The 11945-nt window shown below is 64.0% G+C and carries 14 protein-coding genes; 11 read left to right on the top strand and 3 right to left on the bottom strand.

The genetic code is table 11. The features are described 5' to 3' along the window. Positions 1–48: 48 nt before the first annotated feature. Together THL1_RS23460 and THL1_RS23455 are read right to left on the bottom strand one after the other, a co-directional pair. Complete coding sequence (locus tag THL1_RS23460; RefSeq protein ID WP_069085481.1) at positions 49–1011, bottom strand: FecR domain-containing protein; 963 nt, start codon at positions 1009–1011, stop codon at positions 49–51. A gap of 1 nt (position 1012) precedes the next feature. Then, positions 1013–1534, bottom strand: a complete 522-nt coding sequence (locus THL1_RS23455) for a sigma-70 family RNA polymerase sigma factor (protein WP_069085480.1) — start codon at positions 1532–1534, stop codon at positions 1013–1015. Positions 1535–1700: 166 nt separating this feature from the next. On the opposite strand from THL1_RS23455, the gene THL1_RS23450 reads away from it, so the two are divergent. Both THL1_RS23450 and THL1_RS23445 read left to right on the top strand, forming a co-directional pair. Then, positions 1701–2108 carry a PA2779 family protein gene (locus THL1_RS23450; RefSeq protein ID WP_069085479.1) on the top strand — a complete coding sequence of 136 codons (408 nt, stop codon included), beginning with the start codon at positions 1701–1703 and terminating at the stop codon, positions 2106–2108. Further along, positions 2108–3070, top strand: coding sequence for a PA2778 family cysteine peptidase (locus THL1_RS23445; protein ID WP_083245997.1), 963 nt, complete (start codon positions 2108–2110; stop codon positions 3068–3070). The genes THL1_RS23450 and THL1_RS23445 overlap by 1 nt, the downstream gene beginning before the upstream one ends. 464 nt (positions 3071–3534) lie before the next feature. Here THL1_RS23445 and THL1_RS23440 read toward each other — a convergent pair whose 3' ends face one another. Further along, a complete protein-coding gene (locus tag THL1_RS23440; RefSeq protein WP_069085478.1) occupies positions 3535–4293 on the bottom strand; it encodes an SDR family oxidoreductase in 759 nt (252 codons plus the stop codon). A 104-nt stretch (positions 4294–4397) separates the two neighbouring features. Here THL1_RS23440 and THL1_RS23435 point away from each other — a divergent pair, with 104 nt between their 5' ends. The 9 genes from THL1_RS23435 (at position 4398) to THL1_RS23395 (ending at position 11657) form a co-directional block, all read left to right on the top strand. Then, positions 4398–5129 (top strand): HugZ family protein, encoded by a 732-nt coding sequence (locus tag THL1_RS23435; RefSeq protein WP_069085477.1) that lies wholly within the window; start codon positions 4398–4400, stop codon positions 5127–5129. Between the two features lie 66 nt (positions 5130–5195). Next, positions 5196–5648: an FxsA family protein gene (locus tag THL1_RS23430; RefSeq protein ID WP_069085476.1), complete on the top strand. Its 453-nt coding sequence runs from the start codon at positions 5196–5198 to the stop codon at positions 5646–5648. A 191-nt stretch (positions 5649–5839) separates the two neighbouring features. After that, positions 5840–6133 (top strand): co-chaperone GroES, encoded by a 294-nt coding sequence (locus tag THL1_RS23425; RefSeq protein WP_028628402.1) that lies wholly within the window; start codon positions 5840–5842, stop codon positions 6131–6133. Between the two features lie 48 nt (positions 6134–6181). Further along, on the top strand, positions 6182–7822 hold the full coding sequence (gene groL / locus THL1_RS23420; protein WP_069085475.1) for a chaperonin GroEL: 1641 nt from the start codon (positions 6182–6184) through the stop codon (positions 7820–7822). Positions 7823–8009: 187 nt separating this feature from the next. Beyond that, a complete protein-coding gene (locus THL1_RS23415; protein WP_069085474.1) occupies positions 8010–8693 on the top strand; it encodes a response regulator transcription factor in 684 nt (227 codons plus the stop codon). After that, positions 8683–9972: a sensor histidine kinase gene (locus tag THL1_RS23410; RefSeq protein ID WP_069085473.1), complete on the top strand. Its 1290-nt coding sequence runs from the start codon at positions 8683–8685 to the stop codon at positions 9970–9972. Before THL1_RS23415 ends, THL1_RS23410 begins: the two co-directional genes overlap by 11 nt. Positions 9973–10052: 80 nt before the next feature. Further along, positions 10053–10748: a class I SAM-dependent methyltransferase gene (locus THL1_RS23405; protein WP_069085472.1), complete on the top strand. Its 696-nt coding sequence runs from the start codon at positions 10053–10055 to the stop codon at positions 10746–10748. Beyond that, positions 10738–11439 (top strand): lipopolysaccharide kinase InaA family protein, encoded by a 702-nt coding sequence (locus THL1_RS23400; protein ID WP_069085471.1) that lies wholly within the window; start codon positions 10738–10740, stop codon positions 11437–11439. Before THL1_RS23405 ends, THL1_RS23400 begins: the two co-directional genes overlap by 11 nt. Next, positions 11436–11657 carry a hypothetical protein gene (locus THL1_RS23395; protein ID WP_069085470.1) on the top strand — a complete coding sequence of 74 codons (222 nt, stop codon included), beginning with the start codon at positions 11436–11438 and terminating at the stop codon, positions 11655–11657. The genes THL1_RS23400 and THL1_RS23395 overlap by 4 nt, the downstream gene beginning before the upstream one ends. The last annotated feature ends 288 nt before the right edge of the window (positions 11658–11945 follow it).

Genomic DNA, 11945 nt, shown 5'->3' with positions numbered 1-11945 from the left:
GACCGATGAAGCGTGGTCCACCCTTGCGCTCACGGCGAAGGGTGTTGTTCACCCCGTGGCGCGTGGATGCACCTTGATCCAGTAGCGGGTCAGGCTATGCACCTCCACCGGCAACGCCTTGGGCAGCATGGCGAGGATGCGCTCGGTGTTATCCAGCGGATAACTGCCAGAAAGCAGCAGCCCTGCCACTTGCGGGTCACAGCTGAGGTGGCCGCGACGGTAGCGCCCCAGTTCGGCGAGGAAGTCGTCCAGGCGCATGTGGCTTGCCACCAGCATCCCCCGGGTCCAGGCGACGCTGTCCTCGCTGGCACTGAACGGCGTTCCGATGCGTGCCGGGCTGAGGTTGGCCTGTTGGCCGGGTAGCAACGACTGGCGCTGACCGTCGGCAAGCAGGTCGGCGCTGCCGGCGAACAGGCTGACTCGGCTGCTGCGTTCGAGAATACGGATGCCGAGGCGGCCGCCACGGCTTTCGATCAGCCCCTGGGACGTGCGGATGCGCAAGGGGCGTGAATCGGCGACGCCGTCGAGGAGGATTTCGCCCTGGCGCATTTCGATCAGTCGTTGCCCCGCATCGAAGCGGACATCCACGGCGCTGGCCGTGTTCAGGTCCAGGCGCGAGCCGTCGGCCAGGTGTAGCGCACGGCGCTCGCCGACGCCCGTGGCCGCGTCGCTGCGCAGCGCCAGCAGGGGCTCGCTGTCCCGCAGGCTGATCGCGCCGCCACTCACCAGGGCACAGAGCATCAACAGCTTCAGCGCCTCACGGCGGTTGCGCCGGGCAGGAGCACCCAGGGCGTTCAGCGCCAGCGGTGTATCCAGGTCACGGAGGCTGAGGTTGACGGTTTCAATGCGCTGCCAGGCGCGCTCATGTTCGGCATCGGCGGCGCGCCAGTCTTGCCAGGCCTGGCGCCGCTGCTCGCTGATGTCGCCGCTCTGCAATTCCACCAGCCACGCCACCGCCTGCTCGGCGACGGCGGAGGCAATGCGCCTGCGATCCAGGGCGTGCAGGCTCATCTCAGACGCTCTCCGCGAAGTAGCAGCGCTGCGCGGCCTTGACCATGTGGCGCTTGACGGTGGAGAGGGAGATAGCGAGCTGGGAGGCGATTTCGACGTAGGTCATGCCATCCACCTGGGCCAGCAGGAAGACCTTCTTCGCCAGCGGCGGCAGGCCGTCGAGCAGGCGGTCAAGCTCCACCAGGGTTTCCAGGATGATGGCGCGCTCTTCCTCGCTTGGCGCGAGTGCTTCCGGCTGTGCGGCCAAGGCTTCGAGGTAGGCACGCTCGATGTCCTGGCGGCGGTAGTGGTTGGCCAGCACGCGCTTGGCCACCGTGGTGAGAAAGGCGCGAGGTTCGAGGATCACTGGCTTTTCCCGCGCCAGTAGCACGCGCAGGAAGGTGTCCTGGGCGAGATCGGCGGCGTTTTGCGGGCAGCCCAGGCGACGGCGCAGCCAGCCCGTCAGCCAACCATGGTGGTCGTTGTAGAGCGTCTGCAGGGATTCGGCCGGCGGGGGCGAAAGGGCGTCGGCGGCGTGATTCAAGAGCTGGACTCGGAAACAAATGTTAATGGTTCGCATTCTATGGTTGCTCGCCGGATTTCAGCAATAATCCCTGGAATGTGATGAAACCTCTGCTATTGCTGTAGGAGGTCTGGAACCGTCAAACACGCACCGTGGTCAACTGAGAACAAAATCTGGAGAAACCACCATGCTTTCGCGTCCTTGCAATCGTCGTCTTGCCTCTCTGCTGATCGCCAGCCAACTCGTCTTCCTCGGCCAGATGCCCGTGGCCCAGGCCGCCATGATCGGCACGCCTCAAGCCATGCAGGAACAACAGCTGCCGCAGCATCAACCTGTCGACCAGGCACAGTTGCGCGCCATGCTCGATGACCAACAGGTCCAGCAGAAGCTCGAATCCCTTGGTGTGCCGCGTGAGCAGGTGGAGGCGCGTATCGCCAGCCTGACCCCCGCCGAGCTGCAGCAATTCAACCAGCGCCTGGAGCAGGAGCCTGCCGGTGGCTGGGTGGGCATCATTGTGCTGTTCCTGGTGATCTTCATCATCACCGACATGCTCTGCGCGACTGACATCTTCAGCTTCATCAAATGCATCAACTGATGCGCCCGTGGCTCGCTGTCCTGGCGCTGGCCCTGGCCGGCTGTGCCGGGCAGCAACCGATGTTGCCGCCGCAGAGCGAACGGCTGCCTAAGCAGGTAGAGCTGACCCAGACGCCGTTCTACCCCCAGGAGATCTACCAGTGCGGCCCGGCCGCGCTGGCCACGGTGCTGGTGCAGCGCGGGGTGCAGACCTCGCCCGAGGTGCTGATGCCCAAGGTCTACCTGCCAGCCCGGCAAGGCAGCCTGAAGCTGGAGCTGGTGGCTGCTGCTCGCCAGCACGGCATGCTGGTGTACCCGCTGGAGCCGAATCTGGATGCCCTGTTGGTCCAGGTGGCCGCTGGCAACCCGGTGCTGGTGATGCAGAACCTCGGCCTGGAATGGTTGCCGCGATGGCATTTCGCGGTGGTGGTAGGGTTTGATCGCAGCAAGGAAGAGTTGGTGCTGCGCTCCGGCACCACCAAGCGCTGGGTGACTGACCTGCGCAGCTTTGACCGCACCTGGCAGCGCGCCGAGCGCTGGGCCGTGGTAACAGTGCCAGCGGATCAACTGCCTGCAGAAGCGCGGCTGGAGCCCTGGATCAAGGCGGCCAGCGATCTGGAGCAGACCGCCCAACGCCCCGTGGCGGAACGCGCCTACCGCACGGCGGCTGAGCACTGGCCCAAGGAGCCGCTGCCACACTTCGCCCTGGCCAACGCGCGTTATGCCGAGGGGGATCGCGACGGTGCCGAAGCGGCCCTACGTGAAAGCCTGAAGCGCAAGCCGGACTACGCCCTGGGCTGGTTCAACCTGTCCGAGGTGCTCAACGAGAAGGGCTGCGCGGTTCAGGCTGGCCAGGCGCGCGCCTGTGCACGGCAACTGGCGCCGAACGACCCGCGTCTGGCTGTGCCGTTAGGGACTGTGTCGGGCAGGGGGCAATGCCAGGCCTTGCCAGTGTGCGGGGAGGGTGCGGTGCTTCGTGAGTAGTGGCTTGCGGATGGGGAGTGAGCGAAGCGATACCCTGGCGGGCTTCGGTTGATGGGTTTCGCAGGCTCTACCCATCCTACGGTCCTGCGGCCTGTGATCCTGTGTGAGCGAATTCATTTGAACGTGGGAAGCCACGTTCTGAAGACGCGGTCATGATTCACTGACTCTGCCTGTGACGATTCGAATGGCCGGGCGAGCGGGATGAAGCCGATCCGGTAGGGTGCGCCGTGGTGCCGAAGCCGATCCCGGAATCGGTGCGCGCAGCGCACCCTACGATCCAGACCAGGCAAAAGCGGCGGCCTTGTGCGTGAGGGCGGATTCGCCCCTTTCCAGGGGGGGGCTGCCGCAAGTCCACGTTCTAGGAACGTGGATCTTTGCTCGCGATTGAAGTTGCTCCCACAAGATTGGTTCTGGCCGAAACGAAAAAGCCCCGAGAGTTCGGGGCTTTTTCTTGGGGCGGAGCCTTACAGGCGCAGGCCGCCGTCCAGTTCCAGGACTCGACCGGTGTAGTAGTCGTTTTCCAGGATGTAGGCGACCGAGTGGGCGATTTCCATCGGTTTGCCCAGACGGCGCAGGGGGATGCCCGAGGTCATCTTTTCCAGGGCTTCCGGCTTCATGCTGGCAACCATGTCGGTCTCGATGAAGCCCGGTGCCACGCCTGCCACGCGGATGCCGTAGCGAGCCAGTTCCTTCGCCCAGACCACGGTGTCGGCTGCGACGCCGGCCTTGGCGGCGGAGTAGTTGGCCTGGCCCATGTTGCCGGCGCGGGAGATGGAGGAGATGTTGATGATCGCGCCTTCGTTCTTCAGCTCGATCATCTTGGCGGCGACTTCACGGGTGCAGAGGAAGACGCCGGTCAGGTTGACGTCGATCACCGACTGCCACTGGGCCAGGCTCATCTTGGTCATTTCGCCGTCCTTGACCTTGATGGTCAGGCCGTCGCGCAGGATGCCGGCGTTGTTCACCAGGCCGTTGATGGCGCCAAAGTCTTCGGCCACCTGGGCGACCATGTGGGTCACCTGTTCTTCGTTGGCCACGTTGCACAGGTAGGCGCGGGCGTCACCACCCGCGGCCTTGCAGGCGGCCACGGCCTCATCGAGTTTTTCCTGGTTGAGGTCCACCAGGGCCAGCTTCGCGCCCTTGGCCGCCAGGTACTCACCCATGGCGCGGCCGAGGCCCTGGCAACCACCGGTGATGATGATGACCTTGTCTTTGAGTTGCATGCGAATCCCCTCGAATAACTGTCGCTTTGCCCCCGCTGGCGCCGGTAAACCGCTATTCTGGGCGCTCGTCCGTTTTCGACGGATTCTCTGCGAGGAGTCATAAGGTGAGCGTGAAAGCCGCAAAGCATGCACGAGAAATGCTGCTCAAGGAATACCAGGGGGTGCTGTCCACCCATTCCAAGGCCATGCCGGGCTTCCCTTTCGGATCAGTGGTGCCTTATTGCCTGGACGCGGAAGGCCGGCCGCTGATCCTGATCAGCCGCATTGCCCAGCACACCCATAACCTGCAGAAGGACGCCAAGTGCTCGCTGCTGGTGGGCGAGCGTGGTGCTGTCGATGTCCAGGCCGCCGGGCGCCTGACCCTGCTGGCCGAAGCGCGGCCGATCAGTGACGCCGCCGAGGTCGAGGCCGCCGCCACCCGCTACTACCGCTACTTCCCCCAGGCAGCGGACTACCACCGCACTCACGACTTCGATTTCTGGTGCCTGGAACCGGTGCGGGCGCGCTTCATCGGCGGCTTCGGCGCCATCCACTGGGTGGATCACCTGGTGCTGGCCAATGCCTTCGCCGGCGATGCGGAAATCAGCATGCTCGAGCACATGAACAGCGACCACGCCAATGCCATTGGCCACTACGTGGAGCTGGCCGGGCTGCCTGCCAATCCCGTGGCGGAGATGGTCGGAATCGATACCGAAGGCTTCCACCTACGCGTTGGTCAGACGCTTCACTGGCTGCCCTTCCCAACATCCTGTAACAACCCTGGTGCGGTCCGTCAGGCCCTGGTTCAGCTGGCCCGCGCGCAAGCCTGGCCGACCAGTGGTGAAGCGGTGGCTTGAATTGGCGGGAAGGCGACTTCATGTAGAGGGGTATCGGAAGCTGTTCTTCCAGCAAGGAAACATTTGATGCGCGTTTTTCTCTTCCTGTTCCTGCTCTTTCCGCTGATCGAGCTGGCTGTCCTGATCAAGGTCGGCAGCGTGATCGGCGTCCTGCCCACCTTGCTGCTGGTGATCGGCACCGCCGTGCTCGGCAGCGTGCTGCTGCGGGTGGCGGGTGTCGCCACCGCCTGGCGTGCCCGCGAGCGCCTGGCGCGGGGCGAGGTACCCGAGCAGGAAATGCTCGAGGGCCTGCTGATTGCCGTGGGGGGTGGCCTGCTGCTGCTGCCGGGCTTCATCAGCGACATTTTCGGCCTGCTTTGCCTGATCCCCTTCACCCGTCGCCTGTTCATCCGCAACCTGCGCCAGCGTGCCCAGGAGCAGGCCCTGCGTCAGCGCGCCTTCGCCGATGACCTGGCGGCCCGCAGCGGTCAGACCCGCCCGCACGTCATCGAAGGCGAGTACGAGCGTCGCGATCAATAAAACGCATTTTTTTGCACGCGGCCCTTGAAATGCCATCCGGCGCCCCTATGTATCGGTCACCGCAAGGTTCTTGCCAAATGGCAGGTCAGATTCCAGCGGCGCGCTCGTCGCGCTGCAACCGGCCCCGCCGGACATTACCAACCCACCGGTGCATCACCGGTCGTAGAAACAACTATTGGGAGAGATCGACAATGAAGCTTCGTCCTCTGCATGACCGCGTCGTCATCCGTCGCAGCGAAGAAGAGACCAAAACCGCTGGCGGCATCGTGCTGCCGGGTTCGGCTGCCGAGAAGCCGAACCGTGGCGAAGTCGTCGCTGTAGGCACCGGCCGCCTGCTGGACAACGGCGAAGTGCGTCCGCTGGCCGTCAAGGTCGGTGATCAGGTGGTGTTCGGCCCGTACTCCGGCAGCAACACCATCAAGGTCGATGGCGAAGAGCTGCTGGTGATGGGCGAGAGCGAAATCCTCGCTGTCGTCGAAGCCTGAGTCTCGCGAATCTCCGCCTACACACTAAAGAATTGAGGATCAATCAACATGGCTGCTAAAGAAGTCAAATTCGGCGATTCCGCCCGCAAGAAAATGCTGGTTGGCGTAAACGTACTGGCCGACGCCGTTAAAGCCACCCTCGGCCCGAAAGGCCGCAACGTGGTTCTGGACAAGAGCTTCGGCGCTCCGACCATCACCAAGGATGGCGTTTCCGTTGCCAAGGAAATCGAGCTCAAAGACAAGTTCGAGAACATGGGCGCCCAACTGGTGAAAGACGTTGCCTCCAAGGCCAACGACGCTGCCGGTGACGGCACCACCACCGCTACCGTTCTGGCTCAGGCCATCGTCAACGAAGGCCTGAAGGCCGTTGCCGCCGGCATGAACCCGATGGACCTGAAGCGCGGCATCGACAAGGCCACTACTGCCATCGTCGCCCAGCTGAAAGAGCTGGCCAAGCCCTGCGCTGACACCAAGGCCATCGCCCAGGTAGGCACCATCTCCGCCAACTCCGACGACTCCATCGGCAACATCATTGCCGAAGCCATGGAGAAAGTTGGCAAGGAAGGCGTGATCACTGTTGAAGAAGGCTCGGGCCTGGAAAACGAACTGTCCGTCGTCGAAGGCATGCAGTTCGACCGTGGCTACCTGTCCCCCTACTTCATCAACAAGCCGGACACCATGGTCGCCGAGCTCGAAGGCCCGCTGATCCTGCTGGTGGACAAGAAGATCTCCAACATCCGCGAAATGCTGCCGGTGCTGGAATCCGTCGCCAAGGCCGGCCGCCCGCTGCTGATCGTCGCTGAAGACGTCGAAGGCGAAGCCCTGGCCACCCTGGTGGTGAACAACATGCGCGGCATCGTCAAGGTCGCGGCCGTCAAGGCTCCGGGCTTCGGCGACCGCCGCAAGGCCATGCTGCAGGACATCGCGATCCTGACCGGCGGCACCGTGATTTCCGAAGAAGTCGGCCTGTCCCTGGAAAGCGCCTCCCTGGAGCACCTGGGTAACGCCAAGCGCGTTGTGCTGAGCAAGGAAAACACCACCATCATCGACGGCGCTGGCGCCCAGGCTGACATCGAAGCCCGCGTTGCCCAGATCCGCAAGCAGACCGAGGAAACCACCTCCGACTATGACAAGGAAAAACTGCAAGAGCGTCTGGCCAAGCTGGCCGGCGGTGTTGCCGTGGTCAAGGTCGGTGCCGCTACTGAAGTCGAGATGAAAGAGAAGAAAGCCCGCGTTGAAGACGCCCTGCACGCTACCCGTGCTGCGGTGGAAGAAGGCGTGGTGCCTGGCGGCGGCGTGGCCCTGGTTCGCGCCCTGCTGGCCATCGAAGGCCTGAAAGGCGACAACGAAGACCAGAACGTCGGTATTGCCCTGCTGCGTCGCGCTGTCGAAGCGCCGCTGCGCCAGATCGTCGCCAACGCCGGTGACGAGCCGAGCGTGGTGGTCGACAAGATCAAGCAAGGTTCCGGCAACTTCGGCTTCAACGCTGCCACCGGCGTTTACGGCGACATGATCGAAATGGGCATCCTGGACCCGGCCAAGGTCACCCGTTCTGCTCTGCAAGCTGCTGCCTCCATCGGCGGCCTGATGATCACCACCGAGGCCATGGTTGCCGAAGTGGCTGACGACAAGGCTGGCCCGGCTATGCCGGACATGGGCGGCATGGGCGGCATGGGCGGCATGATGTAAGCCACCCGGCCATCCGGTCTGAAGAAGCCCCGCCTCGTGCGGGGCTTTTTCTTGCCTGCATGACTGCGCCGTTGCAGGGAGCATGGGTATGATCGGACCCAGGCGCCATGGGGAACTCCCAGCGGGCTCCCGGTCAAAGGTGCTCGGGCCGGCAACTGGTCACCAGTGAATTAATGGAGTTGAGCCGATGCGTATCCTGCTAGTCGAAGACAACCACGACATCCTGGCCAACATGGTCGACTTCCTCGAACTCAAGGGTTACAGCGTCGACTGCGCGCGGGACGGCCTCTCCGGCCTGCACCTGGCCACCAGCGAGCACTACGACCTCATCGTGCTCGACATCATGCTGCCAGGGCTCGACGGCTATAACCTGTGCCGCCGGCTGCGCGAAGAGGCGAGGCGCGATACGCCGGTCATCATGCTCACCGCACGCGACGCGCTGGATGACCGCTTGCAGGGGTTCAAGGCCGGCGCCGACGACTACCTGCTCAAGCCCTTTGCTCTCTCCGAACTGGCGGCACGCGTCGAGGCGGTGTTGCGCCGCTCCCAGGGCGGTGGCAAGCGCACCTTGCAGGTCGGCGACCTCAGCTATGACCTGGACACCCTTGAAGTCAACCGCGCGGGCAAGCCGCTGAAGCTCAACCCGATCGGGCTCAAGCTGCTCGCCGTGCTGATGCAGAAAAGCCCCCACCTGGTGCGTCGAGAGGCGCTGGAAGAAGCCCTCTGGGGTGACGACTGCCCCGACAGCGACAGCCTGCGCAGCCACATTCACCAACTGCGCCAGGTGATCGACAAGCCATTCGGCAAGCCATTGCTGCATACCTCGCACGGGCTGGGTTATCGCCTGGCGGAGTCCACTGATGGAGTTTAAGCAGAGCCTGGCTCGACGGATCCTCATCGCCTTCGTGCTGATGACGAGCCTGGTGGGGGGCGCTTTCGCGGTCGGCATCATCGCGGTGGTGCACCTGATCGAAGAGCAACTGATCTCCCGCGACCTGAACAACGAACTCAACCGGGTCCTGACCCAGAACATCGCCCAGGGGCGGGCGCCGAGCCTCGACAGCGATACGCGCTTCTACAGCAGCGACAGCCCGCCGCCTTATGCCATTCCCGAGAACCTCGCCAATCTCCAGGTCGGTTTCCATGAGGTGTTCGAGGGCGAGAATTCCTACCACGCGCTGGTGCGGGAGCTGGATGGCCAGCGCTACGTGATGCTGCAGGACCAGAGCGACTTCGAAGCCCGCGAACAGGTGTTGTACCGGGTGGTGATGGTCGGCTTCGGCCTCAGTGTGCTGCTGGCGCTACTGCTGGGCTGGCTGCTGGCGCGCAAGGTCATCGAGCCGGTGGTGCGCCTGGCCGGTCAGGTACGGCACCGCGATCAGTTGCTGGGCATGGCACCACCCCTGGCGCCGGACTACGCCGCCGACGAAGTGGGGCAACTGGCGCAGGCGTTCGATGACACCCTGGGCCGTCTCCATGATGTGCTCAACCGCGAGCGCCTGTTCACCAGCGATGTCAGCCACGAATTGCGCACCCCGCTCATGGTGCTGGCCAGTTCCTGCGAACTGCTGGTGGAAAACCCCAACCTCGACGCCCGTGGCCGCGCCCAGGTGCAGCGCATCGCCCGCGCGACCGAGGAGATGCGTGACCTGGTGCAGACCTTCCTGATGCTTGCTCGTTCCCAGCGCGAAGAAGCCAACGCAGCGCCCAAGGCGAGCCTTAGCAACGTGGCCGACGATCTCGTCAGCCTGTGGCGCGAGCCTATCGAGAACAAGGGCCTGCGCTTCGACTATCAGCCCGGCCCGATCCAGTACCAGCCCTACAACGCGTCCTTCCTTCGTTCGGTGCTGGGTAACCTGCTGCGCAATGCCCTGCACTACACCGATGGCGGCAGCATACGTCTGGTCCTCAGGGACGGTGGTTTTGTGGTGGAGGACAGCGGCGTCGGTATTCCTGAAGCAGAGCGCGAAGCCATGTTCCAGCCCTTCGTTCGAGGTCCTGCGCGACGTGGCGACGGTCTTGGTCTGGGGCTCTCGCTGGTGCAGCGGATCTGCGACCACCAGGGCTGGACGGTCACCCTGAGTGCAGTGGAGCCGACGGGCTGCCGCTTCGAGGTGGACCTCAACGGGCAGCTCAGCATCTTGCCTTGACGCTTTTTTCACCTGCGTTTGACCAGTCCTTGACCAGCCGGGGATTAGTTTAGGGGCCATCATCCATGCGGAGGTGGTCCATGACCCGCCCGATCAACCTCGAATTCTCCGACAAGTACGACCGCGATCACGCTGAAGCCTACTTTCGCAAGCACCAGGCGGGACTCGCGCGGCGGCTGTCGAACTGGCGGGACCTGCAGTTGGCGCGTCGGGCCCTGGCCCTGGCCGACGAGCCCGGCCTGGTACTCGACCTGCCCTGCGGTGCTGGCCGCTTCTGGCCGCTTCTGGCGGAGAAGCCGAACCGGGTGATCATCGGTGCCGACAACTCCGAGCAGATGCTTCGGGTGGCCAGTGAGTTCCAGCCACCTGAAGTGGTCCGGCGCGTCCGCTTGCTGCAAACCTCGGCGTTCTCCATCCAACTGCCCGAGAACGCCGTGGACAGCATCTTCTGCATGCGCCTGATGCACCACATCGGCGATCCGGCCCACCGCATGACCCTGCTGCGTGAATGCCGCCGGGTTACCCGTGACAGCCTGATCCTGTCGCTCTGGGTGGACGGCAACTACAAGGCCTGGCGTCGTCGTCGCCTGGAAAGCCGGCGCCAGGCCCGGCGGGCCGCGCAGGGCTACCAGAATCGCCATGTAATCCCGGCGGCCACCGCCGAGGCGGAGTTTCGCGAGGCTGGATTCGAGATCCAGGAGCACCTGGATTTCCTGCCCTTCTATGCAATGTGGCGGATCTATGTGCTGCGCAAGGTACCGGGCCATGGCCGCTGAGTACGCAGGCGCCCTGCGGTCTCAGGAGCATGAACAGTTCCAGCGTTTCTGGGCCCTGGGCGGCGAATGGGTGGAAGCACCCAACCAGCGTCGTGGCGGTGTGAGCGGCGTGCAGCGGGTTTGCCTGACGAACGGTCGCGTGCTCTACGTGAAACGCCAGGTCGGGCACCTGTACCGCAGCCTGCGTCACCCCTTCGGTCGCCCGACCGTGCAGCGCGAGCGGGAGGCCCTGCTGGCCGCTGAGCGGCTGGGGGTCAGGGTGCCTCACCTGGTCTTCGGTGCTGTTCGCCATTCCCCGCAGGGTGGCTGGCAGGGGCTGTTGGTGACCGAGGTCCTGGAGGGTTTCATCGAGTTCGATCGCTGGTACGCAGCCCAGGCGGGCGAGGGGGACCGGCACCTCGTACTGCAACAATTGGCCGCTATGCTGTGCCGCCTGCACCAAGGCGGCTGGCAGCATGGTTGCCTCTATTCCAAGCATGTTTTCGTGCGGCCGATGGGGGCGGGCGGCTTGCCCGAAGTGGCCCTGCTGGACCTGGAAAAAGCCCGGCGCCGGTGGTCGAGTAAACGGGCAGCCCTGCGCGACCTGTGGCAGTTTAGGCGCCATTCGTCGCTGGACGAGGCGGGTTGGCAGATGCTGATCTACGGTTATGAAGCAGCGTTTGGCAGCGCTATCAAGAGGTTGCGATCATGAAGTTAGAAACCACGCGAGCTCTGTTCCTCGTCGGTGCCTTGGGAGTGGCCTCCCTGGCGGCGGCTGCCTGGCAAGAACCCTCGCCCTCTGTGGTCAGCGTCAACGGCCTCGGATACTGCCCACTTCCTCCTAATGCCCGGTTGAAAGCGCAGGCGCAGCCGGACCAGAACCTGCTGCTGTTCATGTTCGGACTGTCCCAGGGACTGCGCGCCCAGTAGCAACAGTCGGATTCACGGAAAACCCCGCGAGCGCGTAATGCTGTTCACATAAGAAAAAACGCCGCCTTTCCTTCAGCAGGAGGGCGGCGTTTTTGGTTTTGCATCATCAAAAGCTGTTTGTCCGAGGCATCTAACCCTCGTAGGAGCGAGCTCTGCTCGCGAACCCGCCGCCTTCGCGAGCAGAGCTCGCTCCTACGGGGCCTTCAGCTTGGTGGCAGACTACTCCGAAGGCCGGTCACGCCTCTCCTCATATGCGCTACCGCCACCACTTAAGTGAACAGCATTACG

Source organism: Pseudomonas sp. TCU-HL1 (assembly GCF_001708505.1).
Lineage (GTDB): Bacteria > Pseudomonadota > Gammaproteobacteria > Pseudomonadales > Pseudomonadaceae > Metapseudomonas.
The sequence above is the reverse complement of the archived record's forward strand: the minus strand, read 5'-3'. Positions and strand labels throughout refer to the sequence as shown.

Bases quoted from the DNA above. Each gene is read 5' to 3' on its own strand.
- THL1_RS23405 (WP_069085472.1), top strand. From the start codon at position 10,053: ATGACCCGCCCGATCAACCTCGAATTCTCCGACAAGTACGACCGCGAT.
- THL1_RS23410 (WP_069085473.1), top strand. From the start codon at position 8,683: ATGGAGTTTAAGCAGAGCCTGGCTCGACGGATCCTCATCGCCTTCGTG.
- THL1_RS23395 (WP_069085470.1), top strand. From the start codon at position 11,436: ATGAAGTTAGAAACCACGCGAGCTCTGTTCCTCGTCGGTGCCTTGGGA.
- THL1_RS23430 (WP_069085476.1), top strand. From the start codon at position 5,196: ATGCGCGTTTTTCTCTTCCTGTTCCTGCTCTTTCCGCTGATCGAGCTG.
- THL1_RS23440 (WP_069085478.1), bottom strand. From the start codon at position 4,293: ATGCAACTCAAAGACAAGGTCATCATCATCACCGGTGGTTGCCAGGGC.
- THL1_RS23425 (WP_028628402.1), top strand. From the start codon at position 5,840: ATGAAGCTTCGTCCTCTGCATGACCGCGTCGTCATCCGTCGCAGCGAA.
- THL1_RS23400 (WP_069085471.1), top strand. From the start codon at position 10,738: ATGGCCGCTGAGTACGCAGGCGCCCTGCGGTCTCAGGAGCATGAACAG.
- groL (WP_069085475.1), top strand. From the start codon at position 6,182: ATGGCTGCTAAAGAAGTCAAATTCGGCGATTCCGCCCGCAAGAAAATG.
- THL1_RS23450 (WP_069085479.1), top strand. From the start codon at position 1,701: ATGCTTTCGCGTCCTTGCAATCGTCGTCTTGCCTCTCTGCTGATCGCC.
- THL1_RS23415 (WP_069085474.1), top strand. From the start codon at position 8,010: ATGCGTATCCTGCTAGTCGAAGACAACCACGACATCCTGGCCAACATG.
- THL1_RS23445 (WP_083245997.1), top strand. From the start codon at position 2,108: ATGCGCCCGTGGCTCGCTGTCCTGGCGCTGGCCCTGGCCGGCTGTGCC.
- THL1_RS23460 (WP_069085481.1), bottom strand. From the start codon at position 1,011: ATGAGCCTGCACGCCCTGGATCGCAGGCGCATTGCCTCCGCCGTCGCC.